This is a genomic window from Pantoea sp. JGM49, from assembly GCF_018257655.1.
Lineage (GTDB): Bacteria > Pseudomonadota > Gammaproteobacteria > Enterobacterales > Enterobacteriaceae > Pantoea > Pantoea communis.
On record NZ_JAERJM010000002.1, the window covers coordinates 272,827 to 294,928 of the forward strand.

23 protein-coding genes are annotated in these 22,102 nt (G+C 54.3%); 9 read left to right on the plus strand and 14 right to left on the minus strand.

Translation table 11 applies throughout. The features are described from left to right. Positions 1-411: 411 nt before the first annotated feature. The 3 genes from pagP to JK231_RS04400 all read left to right on the plus strand — a co-directional run bounded on the left by pagP (position 412) and on the right by JK231_RS04400 (position 2,133). On the plus strand, positions 412-984 hold the full coding sequence (gene pagP, locus JK231_RS04390; protein ID WP_034829022.1) for a lipid IV(A) palmitoyltransferase PagP: 573 nt from the start codon (positions 412-414) through the stop codon (positions 982-984). Between the two features lie 150 nt (positions 985-1,134). Beyond that, the gene (gene cspE / locus JK231_RS04395; RefSeq protein ID WP_034829024.1) at positions 1,135-1,344 is read left to right on the plus strand and encodes a transcription antiterminator/RNA stability regulator CspE; all 210 of its coding nucleotides are present in this window, start codon (positions 1,135-1,137) and stop codon (positions 1,342-1,344) included. A gap of 357 nt (positions 1,345-1,701) precedes the next feature. Then, positions 1,702-2,133 (plus strand): GNAT family N-acetyltransferase, encoded by a 432-nt coding sequence (locus JK231_RS04400; RefSeq protein ID WP_034829026.1) that lies wholly within the window; start codon positions 1,702-1,704, stop codon positions 2,131-2,133. Here JK231_RS04400 and JK231_RS04405 read toward each other — a convergent pair. Continuing rightward, on the minus strand, positions 2,111-3,466 hold the full coding sequence (locus tag JK231_RS04405; protein ID WP_211728085.1) for an aminotransferase class I/II-fold pyridoxal phosphate-dependent enzyme: 1,356 nt from the start codon (positions 3,464-3,466) through the stop codon (positions 2,111-2,113). The genes JK231_RS04400 and JK231_RS04405 overlap by 23 nt on opposite strands. A gap of 135 nt (positions 3,467-3,601) precedes the next feature. Here JK231_RS04405 and JK231_RS04410 point away from each other — a divergent pair, with 135 nt between their 5' ends. The 6 genes from JK231_RS04410 to tatE all read left to right on the plus strand — a co-directional run bounded on the left by JK231_RS04410 (position 3,602) and on the right by tatE (position 8,291). Continuing rightward, positions 3,602-4,561, plus strand: a complete 960-nt coding sequence (locus JK231_RS04410; protein WP_211728086.1) for an ABC transporter substrate-binding protein — start codon at positions 3,602-3,604, stop codon at positions 4,559-4,561. A 2-nt stretch (positions 4,562-4,563) separates the two neighbouring features. Continuing rightward, the gene (locus tag JK231_RS04415; RefSeq protein ID WP_034829032.1) at positions 4,564-5,358 is read left to right on the plus strand and encodes a deaminated glutathione amidase; all 795 of its coding nucleotides are present in this window, start codon (positions 4,564-4,566) and stop codon (positions 5,356-5,358) included. A 21-nt stretch (positions 5,359-5,379) separates the two neighbouring features. Continuing rightward, positions 5,380-6,267 (plus strand): ABC transporter substrate-binding protein, encoded by an 888-nt coding sequence (locus JK231_RS04420; protein WP_211728087.1) that lies wholly within the window; start codon positions 5,380-5,382, stop codon positions 6,265-6,267. Next, a complete protein-coding gene (locus tag JK231_RS04425) occupies positions 6,264-7,214 on the plus strand; it encodes an amino acid ABC transporter permease (protein ID WP_058960807.1) in 951 nt (316 codons plus the stop codon). Before JK231_RS04420 ends, JK231_RS04425 begins: the two co-directional genes overlap by 4 nt. Further along, a complete protein-coding gene (locus JK231_RS04430) occupies positions 7,211-7,981 on the plus strand; it encodes an amino acid ABC transporter ATP-binding protein (RefSeq protein WP_160832616.1) in 771 nt (256 codons plus the stop codon). Before JK231_RS04425 ends, JK231_RS04430 begins: the two co-directional genes overlap by 4 nt. A gap of 106 nt (positions 7,982-8,087) precedes the next feature. After that, positions 8,088-8,291: a twin-arginine translocase subunit TatE gene (gene tatE, locus JK231_RS04435; RefSeq protein WP_034829040.1), complete on the plus strand. Its 204-nt coding sequence runs from the start codon at positions 8,088-8,090 to the stop codon at positions 8,289-8,291. 133 nt (positions 8,292-8,424) lie between these two features. Here the strand turns inward: tatE and lipA are convergent, their stop codons facing one another. From lipA to leuS, 13 genes are all read right to left on the minus strand, one after another. After that, on the minus strand, positions 8,425-9,390 hold the full coding sequence (gene lipA / locus JK231_RS04440; RefSeq protein WP_211728088.1) for a lipoyl synthase: 966 nt from the start codon (positions 9,388-9,390) through the stop codon (positions 8,425-8,427). 176 nt (positions 9,391-9,566) lie between these two features. Next, the gene (gene lipB, locus JK231_RS04445; protein WP_211728089.1) at positions 9,567-10,217 is read right to left on the minus strand and encodes a lipoyl(octanoyl) transferase LipB; all 651 of its coding nucleotides are present in this window, start codon (positions 10,215-10,217) and stop codon (positions 9,567-9,569) included. A gap of 69 nt (positions 10,218-10,286) precedes the next feature. Beyond that, on the minus strand, positions 10,287-10,550 hold the full coding sequence (ybeD, locus tag JK231_RS04450; RefSeq protein WP_034829045.1) for a DUF493 family protein YbeD: 264 nt from the start codon (positions 10,548-10,550) through the stop codon (positions 10,287-10,289). A 159-nt stretch (positions 10,551-10,709) separates the two neighbouring features. Then, positions 10,710-11,921, minus strand: a complete 1,212-nt coding sequence (gene dacA, locus JK231_RS04455) for a D-alanyl-D-alanine carboxypeptidase DacA (protein ID WP_034829047.1) — start codon at positions 11,919-11,921, stop codon at positions 10,710-10,712. Positions 11,922-12,043: 122 nt separating this feature from the next. After that, positions 12,044-13,144 (minus strand): endolytic peptidoglycan transglycosylase RlpA, encoded by a 1,101-nt coding sequence (rlpA, locus tag JK231_RS04460; RefSeq protein WP_097117438.1) that lies wholly within the window; start codon positions 13,142-13,144, stop codon positions 12,044-12,046. A 10-nt stretch (positions 13,145-13,154) separates the two neighbouring features. Beyond that, entirely contained in the window at positions 13,155-14,267 is a 1,113-nt protein-coding gene (mrdB, locus tag JK231_RS04465; RefSeq protein ID WP_097117589.1) for a peptidoglycan glycosyltransferase MrdB, read from the minus strand. Positions 14,268-14,275: 8 nt separating this feature from the next. Further along, on the minus strand, positions 14,276-16,180 hold the full coding sequence (mrdA, locus tag JK231_RS04470) for a peptidoglycan DD-transpeptidase MrdA (RefSeq protein ID WP_034829051.1): 1,905 nt from the start codon (positions 16,178-16,180) through the stop codon (positions 14,276-14,278). A gap of 34 nt (positions 16,181-16,214) precedes the next feature. Further along, positions 16,215-16,685: a 23S rRNA (pseudouridine(1915)-N(3))-methyltransferase RlmH gene (rlmH, locus tag JK231_RS04475; protein ID WP_211728090.1), complete on the minus strand. Its 471-nt coding sequence runs from the start codon at positions 16,683-16,685 to the stop codon at positions 16,215-16,217. Between the two features lie 3 nt (positions 16,686-16,688). Next, a complete protein-coding gene (gene rsfS, locus JK231_RS04480) occupies positions 16,689-17,006 on the minus strand; it encodes a ribosome silencing factor (RefSeq protein ID WP_038648315.1) in 318 nt (105 codons plus the stop codon). A gap of 90 nt (positions 17,007-17,096) precedes the next feature. Further along, positions 17,097-17,741 carry a nicotinate-nucleotide adenylyltransferase gene (gene nadD, locus JK231_RS04485; RefSeq protein ID WP_097117437.1) on the minus strand — a complete coding sequence of 215 codons (645 nt, stop codon included), beginning with the start codon at positions 17,739-17,741 and terminating at the stop codon, positions 17,097-17,099. Then, positions 17,734-18,765 (minus strand): DNA polymerase III subunit delta, encoded by a 1,032-nt coding sequence (gene holA, locus JK231_RS04490; RefSeq protein WP_211728091.1) that lies wholly within the window; start codon positions 18,763-18,765, stop codon positions 17,734-17,736. The genes nadD and holA overlap by 8 nt, the downstream gene beginning before the upstream one ends. Next, entirely contained in the window at positions 18,762-19,361 is a 600-nt protein-coding gene (gene lptE / locus JK231_RS04495; RefSeq protein WP_211728092.1) for an LPS assembly lipoprotein LptE, read from the minus strand. The genes holA and lptE overlap by 4 nt, the downstream gene beginning before the upstream one ends. Before the next feature lie 14 nt (positions 19,362-19,375). Continuing rightward, entirely contained in the window at positions 19,376-21,958 is a 2,583-nt protein-coding gene (gene leuS / locus JK231_RS04500; RefSeq protein ID WP_160832612.1) for a leucine--tRNA ligase, read from the minus strand. Positions 21,959-22,102 lie beyond the last annotated feature (144 nt).

Here is a 22,102-nt window from a genome sequence, read left to right on the forward strand (position 1 = left end):
AGCCGCAGCGTCGACAGCGAATCGTCATTTCAATGTTCCTCCCTCTCCATCCTGGAAAGATGAGATTTATCTTATTCGCCCTCAGAGTTCAATTCATAAATTTAATTAATTTATTTCAGATATAAATGATTGTCGTTAAGTTGCTGAAAATTAAGTTGTCTCTCTGGGTGATTATCACGCTGAGAGTGCATTTAATGTGCATTTTTCCTGACGACCGGGATATTTCTTTCCTATAGAAAAACCACAACCTAATCTAAATCATCGGAAAATAATGGTGTAACACAGACTATCCCTGGAGTTTTTAACCGCTTTTTTAGATATCGTTTTAAGTTGTTGCGCTAATAATCGCCCACTCACCGAATGCGCCTTTTACTGGGGCGAATTTAAGAGATGACTTAATAGGATTTTTTTGTGAATCGGCACATTTTATCCGCACTTTTGGGCGGAATTTTGACGTTACCCATGACGTTTTCGGCATCAGCAGTCACAACATCGCAAGCCATTGAGGCGGGATGGAACACATTTAGCACCAATGTTGAGCAAACCTGGTCGCAGCCACAGCATCATGACTTTTACCTGCCCGCTATCACCTGGCATAACCGCTGGACCTATGATGACGAGCATATCGAAAAGTACAACGAGCGGCCGTGGGGTGCAGGTGGCGGTGTCTCTCGTTGGGATGAGAAAGGCAACTGGCATGGGCTCTATGCCATGGTGTTCAAAGACTCGTTCAACAAATGGGAGCCTATCGCTGGCTATGGCTGGGAAGCGACCTGGCGGCCATTGAACGACCAGAATTTCCACATCGGTGCAGGCTACACCGCGGGCGTCACCGCGAGAGATAACTGGCGCTATATCCCGGTTCCACTGGTTTTGCCATTAGCATCAATAGGATATGGGCCAGCCACTTTCCAAATGACTTATATTCCAGGGACTTATAATAACGGCAACGTCTATTTTGCCTGGCTGAGATTCCAGTTTTAGCGTGTGAAAAGCGTCAAAAAGTGTGAAGGGGATGCAAAAAATCAATATTTATCACTTTTTCATCAATTCTCACTGGACAAATGTCACCGCAATTGCTGTACTAGATGCCGACACAGTTTAGTGTCCATTTTTCATGTAAAGGTAATATAGATGTCCAAGATCAAAGGTAACGTTAAGTGGTTTAATGAGTCGAAAGGCTTCGGTTTCATTACTCCAGAAGATGGCAGCAAAGATGTATTCGTACACTTCTCTGCAATCATGAGCAATGGTTTCAAAACTCTGGCTGAAGGTCAGCGTGTAGAGTTCGAAATCACTGACGGCGCTAAAGGCCCATCTGCTGCTAACGTTATCGCTCTGTAAGTTAACAGTTAGAATTTTGAAAACCCGCCTAATGGCGGGTTTTTTTTGTCCTTTTCACATGTGCCACCAGGTCAGGGAATTGCCCAACACGGCCGCCATGGCGACGAAAAGCGCCATCACTTCATTGTAGCTACGTGGAATCAGGTTTTTCATGTGCGCGCCCCAGAGGTGTATTTCACTCAGCATCGCAAAGCCAGGTTAAGCCAACCTTAAGCCGTGATGACAGTCTGATGACAGGGCACATTCTGCGGCGTATTTCACAGAACGTGGCAGTAACATTCTCATAACAATCCTTACTTGCAGCTTTTTACGCAACAACGCTATATAACTGCATGCAAGGACTCATGAGGAGGCAGGATGAATATACGTCAGGCACTGGCAAAAGACAGTTTTGCCCTGAGTGCGCTGTTAACCGAACTGGGTTACAGCGGCACTGAAAAGTTTATTGATACGCGTCTGGCGCAGTTATGCAGCCATCCCGACGAAATTTTATTGGTGGCAGAACACGGTAATCAGGTTCTGGGGTTTCTCTCTTTGCACTTTATCCCCCAACTGGCGCTGCCCGGTGATTTCGCCCGCATCAGCTATTTTTGCATTGCGGAAGGCGAGCGCAGTAAAGGCAGTGGCCAACAGCTGCTCAGTCATGCCGAGCAGCTAGCGCGTGAACGGGGCTGCGATCGCATGGAAGTGCATTGTCACGCTTCCCGCCTTAAAGCCAACCAGTTCTACTCGCGTGAAGGCTATGTAGAATCTCCGCGTTATCACATCAAAGATCTGGGCTCGCTTTAAGTTCACGCCCGGTGGCGATGACCAGCGCGTCAGCAATGCTTTCAAGCTGATCGAACGGGAGCAGTGAAGCACTGACGCGAATAAAGGGCTCGCCGTTGAGGCAACAGCGTTCTCCCGGCAGTACAGCAATGCCGCGTGCTGCCAGGGTGATCATGGCGTACTGCTCTGATTCCACCGGGATCTGTACGCTCAACCCATCTCGCTCTTCCAGCACCACTCCGCGTTTTGCCAGTGCCGCCAGTAACTGCTGGCGACGCTGCGCGTAAACGGTCTTCGCCTGTTGAACGCTCTGCTGTGTGGCCTCATCGGTGAGCATCCATGCCACCGCATCCTGCAAGATACGGCTGGTCCAGCTGACGCCGAAGTTACGCCACGACTGTAAGCGTTTCACCATGTCTGCCGTCGCGGATAGCGCGGCCAGTCGCAGATCCGGGCCGTAGGCTTTGGAGAATGAGTGCACGTGGATGACCCGTTCCGGGAAGTGGAAACCGAGGCTCCAGGCCGGCCAGCGCGACAGATCGCCAATGCCATCATCCTCGACAATCATCGTGGTACTGTTCGCCAGCACCCTTGCTAACTCGGCGCTGCGACGCTGAGTCACGCTGTAGCCGGTGGCCGAATGCGTGCGCGGCTGATAGATAAACATCGCCGGTGATTTTTGCAGATGTGCGGCCAGCGCCGTGGGTATAGGCCCCTGATCATCACAGGGCAGCGGCAAAATTTCTGCGCCGATATTTTCCAGCATATCCAGCAAACGGGTGGCCGTGGGATTTTCAATCACCACCCGATCGCCCGGCGACAACAGCGTCTGCACAATCAGGTTCATGGCATCAAAACCGCCATCAGTGGCTAACCAGGCTTCCGCCGGATAGGGCCAGCGTGGACTGATGGCCGCTTGCAATTGCGGGGAGATCGCTTCGCGCTGATAGCTGTTTAACTCAGGTGAGGCAATCCCCGCGAGGATCGCCCGTTTAAGATCGGGTAGCAACGCCGGATCGGGTGACGCCATCGCCAGCGCCGCCCGGATGTTCTCGCCGTAGTTACCAATCTTCTCGAAGCGGATAGGGCGTGGCAGTACGCTGTTGCCACACACCCACACGCCACTGCGTCCTTTACCCGCCAGCACTTTCTGCTTCTTCAGTTGCGCCCAGGCAGCAGAAACGGTTGCCGGACTGACGCCCAGCCGCTCCGCCAGTTCGCGCACCGCAGGCATTTGCATGCCAACAGCAATTTGGCCGTCCCGAATTAAGGATGAGGCGGTAAGCGTTATTCCCTTTACCGAAGCATCGTCTATTTGATGGCTAAGCCACTCGACATCTACCGTTTGCGTCATAAGAAAATCATTTGTTCAGTAACAAAGAATTGATTGTTCAGATTAGTATTCGCGTTTTAGACTCAAATTCAAGCACTATTTGCTTAATAAATAAACAGCGCCAGATCTCTGGCCGAAAACGGGGAAAGCACAATTATGGTAACCATAAGACTGGCGGTGCGTGACTGGGATTATTTCACCCCGCTGGCACTCGGCGACATCAAACCAGAAGGCTTCACGCTGGAGATTGACCGCGTGGGCACGCTGGTTGATAACCTCGCGACCAGCGACAAATACGACGCGGGTGAAGTGTCATTCAGCCGCTATGCTCAGGCATGCGCCAGAGGCGATAACGCACTGCTCGGCCTGCCGCACTTCCTGATGCGCGGCTTCCGCCAGCGCTGCATCATCACTACCGCTGACAGCCCGATTACCACGCCCGCTCAGCTGAAAGGCAAGAAAATCGGGGTGACCGGCTGGCAGGATTCTGGCAACACCTGGACGCGCACCGTGCTGCGTGAAGCTGGCGTGGAGATCGATGATGCGTACTGGTTTGCCGGCCGTCTGACCGAAGAGCATCCGATTGTGGATCGCCTCGCGGGATTCGGTCGTCCGGGCCGCATTGAGCCGGCACCGGATGAGCGCCCGCTGATCGAACTGCTGAAGGCCGGTGAGCTGGATGCGGTGTTCACGCCCTTTATGCCAGAAGGTTTCTTCCTGAAAAATTCTGGCCTGCGTCAATTGCAAAACGACTTTGTGACCGCCGAGCGCGACTACTTTAATCGCGTCGGCTACGTGCCGGGTATCCATCTGCTGGCGATGAAACCGGCACTGGCGGAAATGCATCCCTGGCTGCCGCAGGCGTTAAGCGAAATCATCGATCGTTCGTACCAGATGTGGATGCAGAAACGCGAGAAATACGCCGACACCACACCGTGGCTGCTGGATGATTTGCGACGTACCGCGCAGGAATTACCGGCGGACTGGAATCAAAACGGATTCTCCGCTAACAAAAAGATGATCGCCGATTTTGCTAACGAGCTGTTCCAGCAAGGCTTAACCAAAACATTACTGACGCCGGAAGCGATTTTCCCGGCAGCAGTGCAAGGGGAGTGAAGATGAAAGTTGCAATGGGGCAGTTTGCTGTCAGCCGGGAATGGCAGGAAAACACCGATATCTGCATCGGTTTAATGAACAATGCACTGGCCGGAGGCGCGGATTTACTGGTCCTGCCAGAAGGCGTGCTGGCGCGTGATATTGCCGACCCTGATCTGGTACTGAAAGCCGCACAACCGCTGGATGGTCCTTTCATCACGCAGCTGCTGGCAGTCAGCAAAGGCAACGATTTGACCACCATGATGAGCGTGCACGTGCCAACTGAAGGCAACAAAGCGCTCAACGTGCTGATTGCCATTCGCAACGGTGAACTCATCGCCGCCTACGAAAAGCTGCATCTTTATGATGCGTTTGCGATGCAGGAGTCACAGCGCGTGAATCCAGGCAACGAAATCCCACCGCTGGTGGAAGTGGCCGGGATGAAAGTGGGCCTGATGACCTGCTACGACGTGCGTTTCCCTGAGCTGGCGCGCCGTCTGGTGCTGGACGGTGCTGATGTGCTGGTATTGCCTGCCGCGTGGGTCAAAGGCCCGCTGAAAGAGATGCATTGGGAATTGCTGTGTACGGCACGCGCACTGGAAAACACCTGTTACATGGTGGCCGTGGGCGAATGTGGCCCGCGTAACATCGGCAACAGTCTGGTCATCGATCCTCTTGGCGTGGCGATAGCCAAAGCGCCAGAGTCGGCGGCACTGGTGTTCGCCGACCTCGATCCACAACGTATTGCCTACGCACGTAGCGTACTGCCGGTGCTGGAAAACCGCCGTTTTGCTCGTCCTGAACTGAAACCACTTTGATAGATTTTGGGGAACTGGCTCATGAATAAACTTACAACAGCAATAACGTTGACGCTGGGGCTGACAGTCAGCGCAGTGCAGGCAGCGGAAACTATCCCAACGCAGAAAGTTGATCAGGCGCTGCATGACCGCTTGCCAGCAGAGATTAAAAGCGCTGGAAAAATGATTTCGGTAAACAACGGATCGTTTCCTCCTTATGAGATCGTGAACGGTCCACATTCGATGGACGGCGCCTCAGCCGACCTGACGAATGCTTTGGCTCAATTGCTGGGTGTGAAAATTGAACATGCCACGGTCAGCGGTTTGTCGGGTGTTTTAGCTGGCATTAACTCGGGCCGTTATCAGATGGCGATTGGGCCGATTGGCGACTATCCCGATCGTCAGCAGAAAGTCGACTTCATCGATTTTGTGCAGGAGTTCGTGGTGTTCGGCGTTCAAAAGGGCAATCCAGCGAAAATTAACGGTCTGGAAGACACCTGCGGCAAGCGTATTGCTGTGATGGCAGCCGGTTCAGCTGAGCAGGTGATTCGTAAGCAGTCGGACGCTTGCGTCGCCGCGGGCAAGCCCGCGGTGGTGGTGCAATCCTTTACCGATCAGCCTTCATCGATTCTGGCAGTACGCTCTAAGCGTTCTGATGCATTCTTCTCTTCACAGGCACCGCTGACCTACTTTATCGAGCAAGCCAATGGCCAGCTGGAGCTTTCCGGTAAAGGGCAGAAAAACGGCTTTGGCGATATTTTCCAGGGCACGGTAGTACCAAAAGGTTCCGAACTGGGCAACGTAGTACTCGACGCCTATAAAGAGCTGTTCGCCAACGGCACCTACGCGGCGATCATGAAGAAGTGGAAACTCGACGGCAATATCTTGCAGCAGCCGGGTCGTAATCTGGCGCAGGGGACAGCAAAATGAATCCGGTCACCCACAATACGCGAGCCAGGGATAAGGCCAACGTGCAGCAGCGCGATGTCGCTTTCGCCCGCAGTGCGCCCACCTATGGACGCTGGATCTCATGGATTGTGGTACTGGTGGTCGCGGCCAACTTTCTCTGGCTGGTGGCGACCAATCCCAATTTTGAATGGAAAGTGGTGTTGCAGTGGTTCACCGAAGGTTCGGTGATGAAAGGGCTGCAGGTGACGCTCGGGCTGACGGTGGTCTCGATGATCCTCGGTACGCTGCTGGGCCTGCTGCTGGCGGTGTGGCGCCTTTCGGAGAATAAACTGCTGAGCGGTATCTCGTCGCTCTACATTTGGTTTTTCCGGGGTACGCCACTGCTGGTGCAACTGATCTTTTGGTACAACCTGTCGACGCTGTTTCCGAACATTTCGATTACCGTACCCTGGACGGATATTACCTTCGCCAGTTGGAATACCAACGATCTGATTACGCCGCTGACCGCTGCGTTTGCCGGACTGGCACTGAATGAAGCGGCGTATATGGCGGAGATCATTCGCGCCGGGCTGTTGTCGGTGGATCAGGGGCAGGTGGAAACCACTCAGGCGTTTGGCATGAGCCGCAGCCGTGCATTGCGCCGCATTATCATTCCTCAGGCGATGCGATCCATTATTCCTCCCACCGGCAATCAGCTGATCAGTATGATTAAAGCGACCTCGCTGGTGAGCGTAATAGCCATGGGCGATCTGCTTTACTCGGTGCAGGCCGTGTATAACCGCACCTTTGAAATTATCCCGATGCTGATGGTCGCCGTGATTTGGTATCTGCTGATCACATCGATCCTGAATATTGGGCAGTCAGCAATTGAACGCTACTACGCACGCGGCACCAAACGTACCGTGGTGAATAAACGACGGACAGACACGGCTGTCGCAGCCACACATCAGCTGAAGGAGGATGTATGAGTGAGATTCAGCCGCTGGTCTCTGCGCGCAATGTCCAGAAGAGTTATGGCGATAACGAGGTATTGAAAGGGATCGATCTGGATGTGTTTCCAGGTGAAGTGGTGGTGATTCTCGGGCCATCGGGATCGGGCAAATCGACCTTCCTGCGCTGTATAAACCATCTGGAAGATATGAACGCCGGCTCCATCATGGTGGGTGAAGAGCAGATTGGCTACGAATTGAAGCGTGGGATTCTGCATCGCCTGTCGGCACGGCGGATTGCTCACCAGCGTCAGAAGATCGGCATGGTGTTTCAGCAATTCAACCTCTATCCACACATGACCGTGCTGCAGAACATTATTGAAGCGCCCATTGGTGTGCATAAGTTTCCCCGCCATGAAGCGTTGCAGCATGCGCGCGAACTGCTGACAACGGTGGGATTGAGTGACAAAGCCGATGCCTGGCCACGCCATCTTTCCGGCGGCCAGCAGCAGCGTGTGGCGATTGCTCGTGCGTTAGCCATCAAACCGGCGTTGATGCTGTTTGATGAGCCGACTTCCGCGCTGGACCCCGAACTCGTGGGAGAGGTGCTGGCGACGATGCGCACGCTGGCCGATCGTGGTCTGACCATGATCGTGGTGACACATGAGATTGGCTTTGCACGTGAGGCGGCGGATCGGGTGGTATTTATGGATGGCGGCGTGGTGGTGGAGCAGGGAACACCGGAGCAGGTGATCGGTAATCCACAGCACCCGCGTACGCAGGCCTTTTTGAGCCGCTTTATTTAATGTTGCGCGGGTGTTGATCGTAATCTGTTACAGATTCCAGTTGTGACAGCTGATAAACTGCGCGTTAATAGCTATGTCTGTTTTCGCTAAGGTTGAAAGGTAAAGTATGGAAGGTTTCAGCATTGCCAAACTGCTGATCATCGGTGCACTTATTGTACTGCTGTTTGGTACCAACAAGTTACGTTCACTGGGTGGTGATCTGGGTTCCGCCATTAAAGGCTTCAAGAAAGCCATGAAAGACGATGAATCCACCGCAACCAAAAGCACCGCTGAAGAAGCGCCGGCTGAACGCGTGAGCCACAAAGAGTAATCCGACTTCAAACGTCAATAAGTGTAAATGTTTATGACGTTGATAAAAAAACCAGACTGCTTCCAGTCTGGTTTTTGTTTTTTGGCACGGGTGAAAAAAAGGCTGGCTGCGGGCGTCAGACCCGCAAAACCGATTACTTCACTTCCAGCCCTTTGGCTTGCATATCCGCATGATAAGAAGAACGGACGAATGGGCCACAGGCCGCGTGGGTGAAGCCCATCGCCATGGCTTCCTCTTTCATCTCATCAAACTCTGCCGGGCTCACATAGCGCTGTACCGGCAGGTGATGGCGGCTTGGCTGTAAATACTGGCCGAGTGTGAGCATGGTGACACCATGACGACGCAGGTCACGCATCACTTCTACGATTTCCGCATTGGTTTCACCCAATCCGACCATCAGGCCAGACTTGGTTGGCACATCAGGATGCGCTTCTTTGAAACGCTCCAGCAGCTTCAGCGACCAGTCGTAGTTGGCGCCAGGGCGTACCTGACGGTAAACGCGTGGCACGTTTTCCATGTTGTGGTTGAACACATCTGGCGGCGTGGCGGTGAGGATTTCCAGCGCACGATCCATACGGCCACGGAAGTCAGGCACCAGCGTTTCAATTTTGATGTTAGGATTTTTTTCGCGAATGGCAGTGATGCAATCGGCAAAATGCTGAGCCCCGCCGTCGCGAAGATCGTCGCGGTCAACCGAGGTGATCACCACATAACGCAGCGCCATATCGGCAATAGTTTGTGCCAGTTTCAGCGGTTCGTTGGCGTCAGGCATATTTGGACGGCCGTGGGCGACGTCGCAGAATGGGCAACGACGCGTACAAATCGCGCCGAGGATCATAAAGGTGGCGGTGCCGTGGTTAAAACATTCAGCGAGGTTAGGGCAGGAGGCCTCTTCACATACTGAGTGCAGACCATTTTTGCGCATGGCGGCTTTGATACCCTGAATGCGGCTGGAATCCGCAGGCAGTTTTATCTTCATCCACTCCGGCTTACGCAGAATTTCTTCACGCTCGACCATCACGGTTTTCACCGGAATCAGCGCCATTTTGTCGGCATCGCGATACTTGACGCCACGTTCCATCTGAATTGGTTTACTCATAAATCTGCAGGTTCCGGTCGGGATTGCGATTTGAAAGCTTCCTCACTCAAACTGAGAACCAGGCTTTCAACTTTATTTGAAAATATGGCAAAAATTATATCATTTCGTCTGCGCATAAGCAGCCGATATGCGAGCGCTAAAGTTACAATTTTGTAAATGAGCACAGACAGTCAAGGTCAGACCCTGGCCTCATTTTGCCATTCAAGCTGGGTGAAACCGGTTAAGCGGGCGAAATGTTGTACCAAACGGGGTTGTACGTCGGCGGTTGTGACGCCCGGCTGCTTTTCGCTGAGCTGCGTCATGCGCATGCCGGCATAACCGCAGGGATTGATGCGCAGGAAGGGCGCCAGATCCATCGCCACATTCAACGCCAGGCCGTGGAAGGAGCACCCTTTACGGATGCGTAATCCCAATGAGCACACTTTGTCATCACCGATATACACGCCGGGTGCGTCGGCACGTGCGCGCGCAGCGATACCATAATCCGCCAGGGTGGCGATCACGGTTTCTTCCAGCGCGGTGACCAGCTCTCTGACACCGATTTTGTGACGTTTAATATCAATCAAAACGTACATCACCTGTTGCCCCGGTCCGTGATAGGTCACCTGACCGCCACGATCGCTCTGTACCACCGGAATATCGCCTGGCATCAGCAGATGCTCGGCTTTGCCTGCCTGGCCCTGAGTGAATACGGGGTGATGCTCCACCAGCCAGATTTCATCGGCGGTGCTGCTGTCACGTTGATCGGTAAACTGATGCATCGCATCGGAGACAAGTTGCCAGTCGCGCTGGCCCAGTTGACGAACAAGAAGCGTGTTAGCTGACAAAGCGGAGATCCGGTAAAGAGTGAAGGGCTGAGTATAACGCTGGCAAAGCCGCCTTTGCCAGCGCGGGTATTACAGGACCATGCGCACGATATCGATGTTACCCAGTTCTTCGTACAGGGTTTCTACCTGTTCGATATGCGTTGCGGTGATGGTGATAGAAACCGAATGGTAGTTACCTTTGCTGCTCGGTTTCACTGCCGGGGTATAGTCGCCGGGGGCGTGGCGCTGCACCACTTCAACCACTTGATCAACCAGCTCCGGTTGCGCCAGACCCATTACTTTATAGGTGAAGGGGGTAGGGAATTCGAGCAGTTCATTCAGTTTGGTTTTCATGTTGGCTCCGGTGCTTAAAATTGAGAAGAGAAGCCCGAAGGCCGCCCCTACAACAGGTGATGCATAAAAATCGATAAGGGAGGCTTTCCAGCCTCCCCTATACGTTTGAAACGGGGGTTTCTAATTATATGGTATCAGACAGACGATTTTTCAAGCGTCTTAGCCAAACCAGTGATGGAACATCAGTTTGATGTAATCAATGATACGGCTGAAGAAGCCGCCTTCCTGCACTTCGTTCAGCACCACCAGCGGACGCTGTTCAATGGTTTTGCCATCCAGCTGGAAGTTGATGCTACCCACCACCTGGTTTTTCTGCAGCGGTGCATGCAGTTCGGTATTGGTCAGTACATAGCTGGCTTTCAGGTCTTTCATACGGCCGCGTGGAATGGTCAGGTAGGCATCTTTTTCAACGCCTAACTGGACACGATCGCTGTTACCAAACCAAACCGGCTCAGAGGCGAACTCTTTGCCTGCTTTCAGAGGTGCGACGGTCTCAAAGAAACGGAAGCCCCAGGTCAGCAGCTTTTTACTTTCGGTTTCGCGGCCTTTATAAGTGTGACCGCCCATAACAGCAGAGATCAGACGCATCTGGCCTTCAGTGGCAGAAGCCACCAGGTTGTAACCTGCCGCATCAGTGTGACCGGTTTTGATGCCGTCCACGTTCAGGCTGGTATCCCACAGCAGACCATTACGGTTCATCTGTTTGATATTGTTAAAGGTGAACTCTTTTTCACGATACACCGAATACTCGTCCGGCACATCACGGATCAGAGCCTGACCGATCAGCGCCATATCACGCGCCGAGCTGTACTGGCCTTCAGCATCCAGGCCGTGCACGGTCTGGAAGTGGGTGTTTTTCAGACCCAACGCGCCAACATAGTTGTTCATCAGGCTAACAAACGCATCCTGGCTGCCGGCAACGTAATCGGCCATTGCCACACAGGCATCATTCCCTGACTGCAGTACGATACCGCGCGTCAGCTGAGAAACTGGTACGCGATCGCCAGGCTTCAGGAACATCAGTGAAGAGCCTTTAAACACCGGGTTACCGGTTGCCCAGGCATCTTTGCCTACGGTGACAATGTCATCGTTATGGATTTTACCTGCTTTGACTGCCTGACCAATCACATAGCTGGTCATCATTTTGGTCAGACTGGCGGGATCGCGACGCGCATCGGCGTTCTTTTCGGCCAGGACTTTACCTGAGTTGGCATCGATCAGCACATAAGCTTCAGCATCGATTTCCGGGACGCCCGGGATCATCGTCTTAAGGTTAACATCGTCCGCAAAGGCGGCATGGCTGAGAGAAAGGGCGACCAGTGATCCCACTGTCAGGCGTTTCAGAAAACGAGAGGGTTTCAGCGTATTCATGTTAAGGACTACAACATCCGTGGGCTAAGAGTGAAAAAAGTGCCTTACTATAGCAAACGCCCGATCAAGCGACATCTTGCTTTGCAAATCAGTTTCAGCAGTAAAGGTAACTGCCCGTAACATTACGGACGGGCAGTTGTAATAAATGAGCTCATTTGTGCTTCAGTGGTCAGGCGCTGTTGTAACGCAGCGGCTTCCGCCCGGCTGCTGTAGCCGCCGAGTTGAATACGATAAACGTTGCCATTGGCTTCCACATTGCCGGGGACGCCAAAACGTTTACCCAGGCTGGTCGCCAGTTGACGGGCGCGCGCCGCATCATTGACCGCACCGACCTGAACGACATAACCACCGGCGGTATGCGTACTCTGAGGTGCAGCGCTGGCTGGAGCAGAAACCGATGCCGCGACAGGCGCAGCGGATGTTGCCTGCACAGGCGTGGCGGCCGGTTCACTGCCTTCCAGTACACCGTTTGCTAAAGGCTGAGGCGCGCCGAGGAAACCGCTGCTCTGCACCGGGGCACCGAGTCCACCGTTACTCTGCAGGGTGCTGTTATCGACTGCGCGAACATCCTGTGGCGCAGGTGCAGGCGTGGTATTGGCGCTGCCACCCATCATCACCATGCCGCCGTTAAGATCCGGGCGCGCGGGCAGGGCGTAGCTCTGCTTCGCCACTGTGGTGCCAATGGTGCCGGGGCCGGAAACAGAACCATCCGGTGCGACTTTGATGTAATCCACGCGAACACGGGAATTATTCGAGATATTCAAACGGTCGCCTGCCGCGCGAGACAGGTCAATGATGCGGCCGGGGGTATACGGGCCACGGTCATTAACACGCACCACGATCTGGCGACCATTGGCGAGGTTAGTGACGCGCACATAGCTTGGCAGTGGCAGAGTAGGGTGTGCCGCAGTTAAGGCGTCTGGATCGTAAGCTTCGCCGATCGCTGTGCGATTACCTTGTGCTTCTGCACCGTACCAGGTGGCCAACCCAACTTCGCTGAAGTTCGAAGGATCCTTGATTACGCGATAATTTTTACCATTAACGCTGTAATCCTGGCTGGTAGAAGGATTGATCGGTTCATAGCGCGGTTCAACGCCTGGGATTTCCACCACCGGGCCATTATAGGCCGGCTGCGGTGGCGCAGTATTATTCTGCTGTTCCGGTGCGGAACAGGCAGCCAGTACCAATGATGCCAGTGCAACCCCAAGCCAATCCTTACGCATGTGCAGCCTCTTAAACGCTTTTAGATAACATTTTTCGATGAGTATGGATCGACATCACGATGCCAAATCCGGCCATTAATACAATCAACGCCGACCCGCCGTAGCTCACCAGCGGCAGCGGAACACCGACCACGGGTAAGATACCACTTACCATACCAATGTTAACGAAAACATAGACGAATAAAATCAACATCAAACCACCGGCCATCACGCGACCAAAGGTGGTTTGCGCGCGCGCCGCAATAATCAGGCCGCGCAAAATCAGCAGCAGATACAGTACCAGTAACACTAATACGCCGACCAGGCCGAGTTCTTCTGCCAGTACCGCAAAGATAAAGTCGGTGTGACGTTCAGGCAAAAACTCCAGCTGTGACTGGGTGCCATGCAGCCAACCTTTGCCACGTAAACCACCTGATCCAATCGCAATCTTGGACTGAATAATGTGATAACCGGCACCGAGTGGATCACTCTCAGGATCGAGCAGCATCATCACGCGGTCACGTTGATAGTCATGCATCAGGAAGAACCACAGTACCGGAATAAAGGCCGCCACCAGCAGCACCGCCAGGGCAATCAGCTTCCAGCTCATGCCCGACAGGAACAGCACAAACAGGCCGGACGCGGCGATCAGAATCGAGGTGCCGAGGTCAGGCTGTGCCGCCACTAACAGCGTCGGCATGAAGATCAACACCAGCGCAATGCCGGTATTTTTCAGCGTCGGTGGGCAGACATCGCGGTTAATAAAGCGCGCCACCATCAGCGGCACCGCTATTTTGGCGATTTCCGAGGGCTGGAAACGCACAAAGCCAAGATCGAGCCAGCGCTGCGCCCCTTTACTGATATGGCCAAAGGCATCCACCGCCACCAGTAATATCACGCAGACAATGTAGAGATAGGGCGCCCAACTTTCATAAACGCGCGGCGGCACTTGCGCCATCACCAGCATGATAATGATACCCATGGCAATCTGACCGAGTTTACGCTCCATCATGCCGGGATCCTGACCGCTGGCGCTCCAAATGACGATGGCGCTGTAAGCCAGTAGCGCAAGGATGATCAGCATAAACAGGGGATCGATATGGATACGCGTCCAGATCGATCTTTTCTGCGGACTATCGTTCATGGACATCTTTATTCACCTTCGTAGCCAGGCGGCGTCGGTGCGGCTTCAGGCAGCACGGTATTGTTGTCACCTAACATTATGTGGTCGAGAATCTGACGCATCACCGTACCCACTGCCGGGCCGGCACCGCCGTTCTCCAGAATCATGGTCACGGCAACGCGCGGTTTATCGTAAGGCGCGAATGCCGTCATTAACTTATGGTCACGCAAGCGTTCAGCAATTTTGTGCGCGTTATAGGTTTCGTTCTCTTTCAGACCGAATACCTGCGCAGTCCCGGATTTCGCAGCGATTTTGTAAGGTGCATCAGCAAAACTTTTGTGCGCCGTCCCGTTCGCGCGGTTGGCCACGCCGTACATGCCATCTTTGGCGATTTCCCAATATCCCGAGTGGATGTCGCCAATAGGCGCATCTGGCGGCTGGCGATACGGCACCATGGCCTGACCTTCACGGGTGGCGCGCAGTAAATGCGGCACTTTGATAATGCCGTCATTGATCAGAATCATCATGGCTTTGTTCATCTGCACCGGCGTTGCGGTCCAGTAACCCTGGCCAATGCCCACCGGAATGGTGTCACCCTGATACCACGGCTTCTTAAAGCGCTTCAGCTTCCACTCACGCGTTGGCATGTTGCCGGGACTTTCCTGCGGCAAATCAATACCGGTGCGATGGCCATAGCCAAATTTGGTCATCCACTCTGACAGGCGATCAATGCCCATGTCGTAGGCGACCTGATAGAAGAAGGTATCGGCAGACTCTTCCAGCGACTTGGTGACGTTAAGACGGCCGTGTCCCCATTTTTTCCAGTCGCGATAGCGTTTTTCCGAACCGGGCAACTGCCACCAGCCGGGGTCAAACAGGCTGGTGTTGCGGTTAATCACGCCTGCACTCAGCGCAGAGACGGCAACATAAGGTTTCACCGTTGAGGCGGGTGGGTAAGAAGCCTGCAACGCACGGTTATACAGTGGACGATTCTCATCGCTCAGCAGGGCTTTGTAATCCTTGCTGGAGATGCCATCGACAAACAGATTGGGGTCATAGCTGGGGGTGGACACCAGCGCCAGAATTTCACCGGTGCGCGGATCGCTGACCACCACCGCCGCACGGCTGCCGGTCAACAGGGTTTCGATGTACTGCTGCAGTTTCAGGTCGACGGTCAGATAGATATCGCGGCCGGCCTGCGGGGATTGCTCGTGCAACTGGCGAATGACCCGGCCGCGGTTGTTCACTTCAACCTCTTCGTAGCCGGTTTTGCCATGCAGCACATCTTCGTAATAGTTCTCGATGCCCAACTTGCCGATATCATGCGTTGCCGCATAGTTAGGCCATTTACCTTCATCATCGAGGCGCTTAACGTCGCGATCGTTAATTTTAGAGACGTAGCCCACCACATGGGTCAGCGTCTGACCGTAAGGATAATAGCGGCGTTGGTAACCCTTCACTTCCACGCCGGGGAAGCGGTACTGATTGACGGCGAAACGCGCCACCTGCACTTCATTGAGCGCGGTTTTTACCGGAATAGAGGTGAAACGGCGTGAGCGCTTACGCTCTTTTTCAAAGGCGTCGAGATCGTCGTCCGTCAGATCCAGCACCGGGCGCAGATCCTGCAGCGTCTGCTTCAGGTCATCGACTTTTTCAGGTACCAATTCGGCCTGATAAATGGTTCGGTTCAGCGCCAGCGGGACGCCATTACGATCAAAGATGATGCCGCGGCTGGGCGCTACAGGCACCAGCTTGATGCGGTTCTCATTGGAACGGGTGCTATAATCGTCGAAACGCAGGATTTGCAGGTGATAGAGGTTGACCACCAGCACGCTGGAGAGCAGGAAAATGCCAACAAAAGCCACCAAAGCCCGGCGGACAAAGAGTTTCTGTTCGGCAGTGTAATCGCGAAAGGCGTTGCTCTGTAATTTCATCCGCTGCGTTTATTGTCTGGAGGTTGTCAGGCGTTTATTCACGGTGATAAGGATGATTCGTGGTGATGCTCCAGGCACGATACAGGCTTTCAGCGACCAGCACACGCACCAGCGGATGTGGCAACGTCAACGTGGACAGCGACCAGGTCTGCTCGGCAGCGGCTTTACAGGCCGGCGCCAGTCCTTCCGGGCCGCCAATCAACAAGCTGACATCGCGGCCATCTTGTTTCCAGCGCTCAAGCTGTTGCGCCAGCTGTGGGGTTTCCCACGGCTGCCCAGGAATATCCAGCGTGACGATGCGATTGCCTTTGCCGACGGCCGCTAACATCGCTTCACCCTCTTTTTCCAGGATGCGCTTGATGTCCGCGTTCTTGCCGCGTTTACCCGCAGGCACTTCGGTCAGTTCAAACGGCATATCCTTGGGGAAGCGGCGCAGATACTCCATGAAACCGGTCTGAACCCAGTCAGGCATTTTGGTGCCGACGGCCACAAGCTGCAGTTTCAAGGCTTAGCTCCAGAGCTTTTCCAGCTCATACAGCTGGCGGCTCTCTTCCTGCATCACGTGTACGATCACTTCGCCAAGATCAACGACGACCCAATCAGCGGCAGCTTTACCATCGACGCCTAGCGGTTTTAAACCCGCGGCACGGGATTCCTGAACCACGTGATCGGCGATTGAAACCACATGACGCGTCGACGTGCCGGTGCAGATGATCATGCAATCGGTGATGCTCGATTTGCCCTGCACATCAACAGCAATGATGTCCTGGCCTTTAATATCGTCAATCTTATCAATAACGAAATCTTGGAGTGCTTTACCTTGCAAAAGGTTCCCCTTAAAACAGGTGATTACGAGAAGGCTGAATGCCCGGAAAACATAGCCTAAAATGAAGCGGCGCAGTATAGCACGCAACGATCAACCGCGATATAAGCCAGCGCGATCGATGTAGTCGATAACCGCATCGGGCAGCAGATCGGTGCAGGATTGCCCAAGGTGACGACGCTGGCGTATTTCCGTGGCGGAGATGTCAAACAGCGGCGTATCAGCCAGCCAGATATGGCCTGCCGGTGCTTGATGCAACTGTTCTGCGTGCTGTGCACGATGCGCATCCAGCCACTGCTGCATCTCAGGCGTTTCCATCTGCGTTGCATAGCCCGGTCGCTGGCAGACCAACAGATGGCACAAAGAGAGGAGATCCTGCCAGCGATGCCATTTGGCTAACGTTAGCAGAGAATCTTGTCCGATGATAAACCCGAGGGGCTGTTCTGCACCGCGTTCCGCACGGAGTGCTTCAAGGGTTGCCACCGTCCATGACGGCGTATCCCGCTCCAACTCTCGCGTATCAATATCAAACAGGGGGCGGGTCGCAATGGCACAGCGCAGCATTTCCACGCGTTGCCGGGCACTGGCTTCGGGCTGTGGGCGATGCGGTGGCACGTTATTCGGCAGCAGCGTGACCTTTTTCAACCCCACCTGTTGCGCCAGCGCTTCCACCGGGCGCAGATGGCCAAAGTGGATAGGGTCGAAGGTGCCGCCGAACAGCGCGTAGAGTTTAGACATCAGTGAAGCTCAGGGGAAAATCGCGGTGACACAGCAGCAGCGACAAGGTCTCCAGCTGCGGCCAAAGATTTTGACCATAATCCTGCTTCATGGTCAGCTCCAGTTCGGCGAGCAGATGAACGGCGCGTTGCAGACGACGTGCATCAAGGCGTTGCAGCGCATCGGTAAACAGTGCGCGACGGTTTTGCCAGATGCGCTGTTGATCCATTAGCGCGCGCAGGCCCTGTTTACCCAGATTGCGCTGCAAATGCAGCAGCGTCAGTAAATCACGTTGCAGAGAACGCAGTAAAATCACCCCTTCAGCATCCTCTTTTTCCAGCTGATGCAGGATATGCAGGGCGCGCTTACTTTTGCCCGCCAGCAGGGCATCCACCCAGTGGAAAGGGGTAAAATGCGCAGCGTCATTTACCGCGTCTTCCACGCGGGGCAGAGTGAGTTTGCCATCCGGCCACAGCAGTGACAGACGTTCCAGCGCCTGCGCCAGCGCCAGCAGATTACCTTCGTAGCAGTAGCACAGCAGTTGAATCGCCGCGTCATCAACACTCAACTTCATGGCTTTGGCACGGCTCGCGACCCAGCGCGGCAACTGCGCTTGTTCGGGCGTCTGGCAGGGAACCAGCACGGCATGAGCGCTGAGCGCTTTAAACCAGGCGCTGTTTTCCTGCGCTTTGGTCAGTTTTGCCATGCGCAGCACCAGCAGGATATCGCTGTGCAGCAGGCTGGCGAGTTTAACCAGTTGCTCGGCCATCGCTGCATTGGCACCGTTTTCTGGCAGTTGCAGCGTTAAGGTCTGGCGTTGAGTGAACAGGCTGAGTGCCTGACAGCTGGAAAAGATCGCATCCCAGTCGGTTTGCGCATCAAGAGTGACACTGAAGTGTTCTTCAAAGCCTTGAGAAGATGAGGCCGCGCGAATGGCATCGGCACTTTCCTGAATCAGCAACGGTTCATTGCCGGTCAGAAAATAACAGGCGCGCAGCCCCTCACGAAGCTGCGCGCTCAGTTGTTCAGGATAAATCCTGATCATTGCAGACTGGTTGCTGACGAAGAGGGCACTTCTGGTGAATTCTCACCTGGTGCGATGATCTCCGGCTGTGGCAACGTGTCTTTGTTGCTTTCCTGCGCGGCATGAACCGTTAACAGTTTACGCACCAGCTGCTCGGCGGCACGCTGGCGCATCTCCTGCACGATCATGTCTTGCTCGGCATCCTTCGCCAGTGCGGCATTCGGGTTGTCGAAGAAAGAACGGTACACGGTGGTGCTGATCGGGTAGATGCCTTTGCCCGGGATCAGAACCTGCGCGGTCACTGTCATCACCAGTGAATACTCAGCAGTGGTACCGCTGATAAACACTGACGCGGTATCACGTCCCTGCACTTCTGCGCCTAAGCGCAGAGTCGGGTATTTGGCACTGGCCTGTTTGCTGTCATTAACAATGGTGACATCATTGATACGCAGCTGTTGGCGCACGGTGCGCGCCATTGGGCCATACGGATCGCCACTCTGGACGATCAGCGTTTTCATCTCGTTAGGCACCATGGTGGTGCCACGCGGGTGAAAACCACAGCCTGCGGTGATCATCACCGCGAGCAGGACAAACAGCCTGATAATCAGTTGTCGCACAGTTCCTCCTGAACTTAACCTACGACCAGGTTAAGCAGTTTGCCAGGGACATAAATCACTTTACGAAGTGTGACGCCTTCCAGATATTTCGCCACAATGTGCTCCTGCGCAGCACGCGCCTGAACCTGCTCCTGCGTAGCATCCGGCGCAACGGTAATCTTGCCGCGCACTTTGCCATTCACCTGTACAACGACCAGCAGTGAATCTTCCACCATCGCGGATTCATCCGCAACCGGCCAGCTGGCTTCATCGACACTACCTTCTCCGCCCAGCGCCTGCCACAGAACATAGCTGGCGTGCGGCGTGAACGGATAGAGCAGACGAACGACCGCCACCAGCGCTTCCTGCATCAGTGCGCGATCTTGATCGCTCTCCTGCGGGGCACGAGTCAGCTTGTTCATCAACTCCATGATGGCAGCGATAGCGGTGTTGAATGTCTGGCGACGACCCACGTCATCGGCCACCTTGGCGATGGTTTTGTGCAGATCGCGACGCAGCGCTTTCTGATCGTCGTTCAGTGCATTGAGGTCCAGCGCCACGGTGGCACCTTTCGCTACGTGTTCGTAGGCCAGTTTCCACACGCGCTTCAGGAAGCGGTTCGCACCTTCTACACCCGATTCCTGCCATTCCAGCGTCATTTCTGCTGGTGAAGCAAACATCATGAACAGACGCACGGTATCGGCACCGTAACGTTCAACCATCAGCTGTGGATCGATGCCGTTGTTTTTCGACTTGGACATCTTGCTCATGCCGGCATAAACCACTTCGCGGCCTGCGTTGTCGACAGCCTTAACAATACGACCTTTTTCATCGCGCTCAACGCTAACATCAACCGGAGAAACCCAGTTACGCTCGCCGTTCGTGCCGGTGTAATAGAACGCATCGGCCAGAACCATACCCTGACACAGCAGACGTTTGGCTGGCTCATCAGAGTTCACCAGGCCCGCGTCACGCAGCAGCTTGTGGTAGAAGCGGAAATACATCAGGTGCATGATGGCGTGTTCGATACCACCGACATACTGATCTACCGGCAGCCAGTAGTTCGCAGCGGCAGGATCCAACATGCCTTCGTTGTAATTGGCACAGGTGTAACGTGCGTAATACCAGGACGATTCCATAAAGGTGTCAAAGGTATCGGTTTCGCGCAGCGCTGGCTGGCCGTTAACCGTGGTTTTCGCCCACTCAGGATCGGCTTTGATCGGGCTGGTGATACCGTCCATCACCACATCTTCTGGCAGAATCACTGGCAGCTGATCTTCTGGCGTTGGCATCACGGTGCCGTCTTCCAGTGTCACCATTGGAATTGGCGCGCCCCAATAACGCTGACGGGACACACCCCAGTCGCGCAGACGATAGTTGACTTTACGCACGCCGACGCCTTTCGCCGCCAATGCATCAGCAATGGCGTTGAAGCCCGCCTGATGATCCAGACCGTTGAACTCACCCGAGTTGAACAGCGCGCCTTTATCGGTCATCGCCGCTTCGCTCAGATCAGGCGTTGAACCATCCAGATTCAGGATTACTGGTTTGATGTTCAGGTTGTACTTAGTCGCGAACTCCCAGTCACGCTGGTCATGGCCTGGAACAGCCATCACTGCGCCGGTGCCGTATTCCATCAGGACAAAGTTAGCGACCCAGACTGGGATCTCTTCGCCCGTCAGCGGATGGATAGCAAACAGGCCGGTGGCCATGCCTTTCTTCTCCATCGTCGCCATATCTGCTTCAGCCACTTTGGTGGTGCTGCACTCTGCGATGAAGTCAGACAGCGCAGGGTTGCTGGCCGCAGCCTGGCGCGCCAGTGGGTGGCCAGCTGCCACAGCAACGTAGGTGGCACCGAGGAAGGTGTCCGGACGTGTGGTGTAAACCGTTAATTTCTCTTCGCTGTACGCCACATCGAAGGTGATTTCCACGCCCTCAGAACGGCCAATCCAGTTACGCTGCATGGTCTTGACCGTTTCAGGCCAGTCTTCCAGCTTATCCAGATCGTTGAGCAGTTCTTCCGCGTAAGCGGTGATTTTCACGAACCACTGAGGAATCTCTTTGCGCTCAACTTTGGTGTCACAACGCCAGCAGCAGCCGTCGATAACTTGTTCGTTAGCCAGTACGGTTTGGTCATGCGGGCACCAGTTCACCGCTGAGGTCTTTTTATAGACCATGCCTTTTTCATATAGCTTGGTGAAGAACCACTGTTCCCAGCGATAGTACTCTGGCTGGCAGGTCGCCAATTCGCGGCTCCAGTCATAGCCAAAGCCCAGCAGTTTGAGCTGGTTCTTCATATATTCGATGTTGTCATAAGTCCATGGTGCGGGCGCGGTGTTGTTTTTTACCGCAGCGCCTTCGGCTGGCAGTCCAAACGCATCCCAGCCAATCGGCTGCAGGACATTTTTACCCAGCATGCGCTGATAGCGCGCAATCACATCGCCGATGGTGTAGTTACGCACGTGGCCCATGTGTAGGCGGCCAGAAGGATAGGGCAGCATAGAAAGGCAGTAGTATTTCTCTTTGCCTTCCTGCTCGGTCACTTTAAAGGTTTCGTTTTCGTCCCAGTGCTGTTGGACGCGGGATTCTATCTCTTCCGGGCGGTATTGCTCTTGCATGGCTGCCTGTGGTCCTTTATGAAAATCGTTAACCCTGAATAGTTCACGTCACAGGCAGGCGGCAAAGGTGTGAATACGCTCGCGCTTAACGAAGTAAGCGACGGCGTGAACACGTGCAGCCAACGCACCTGCGACTTGAAGTAT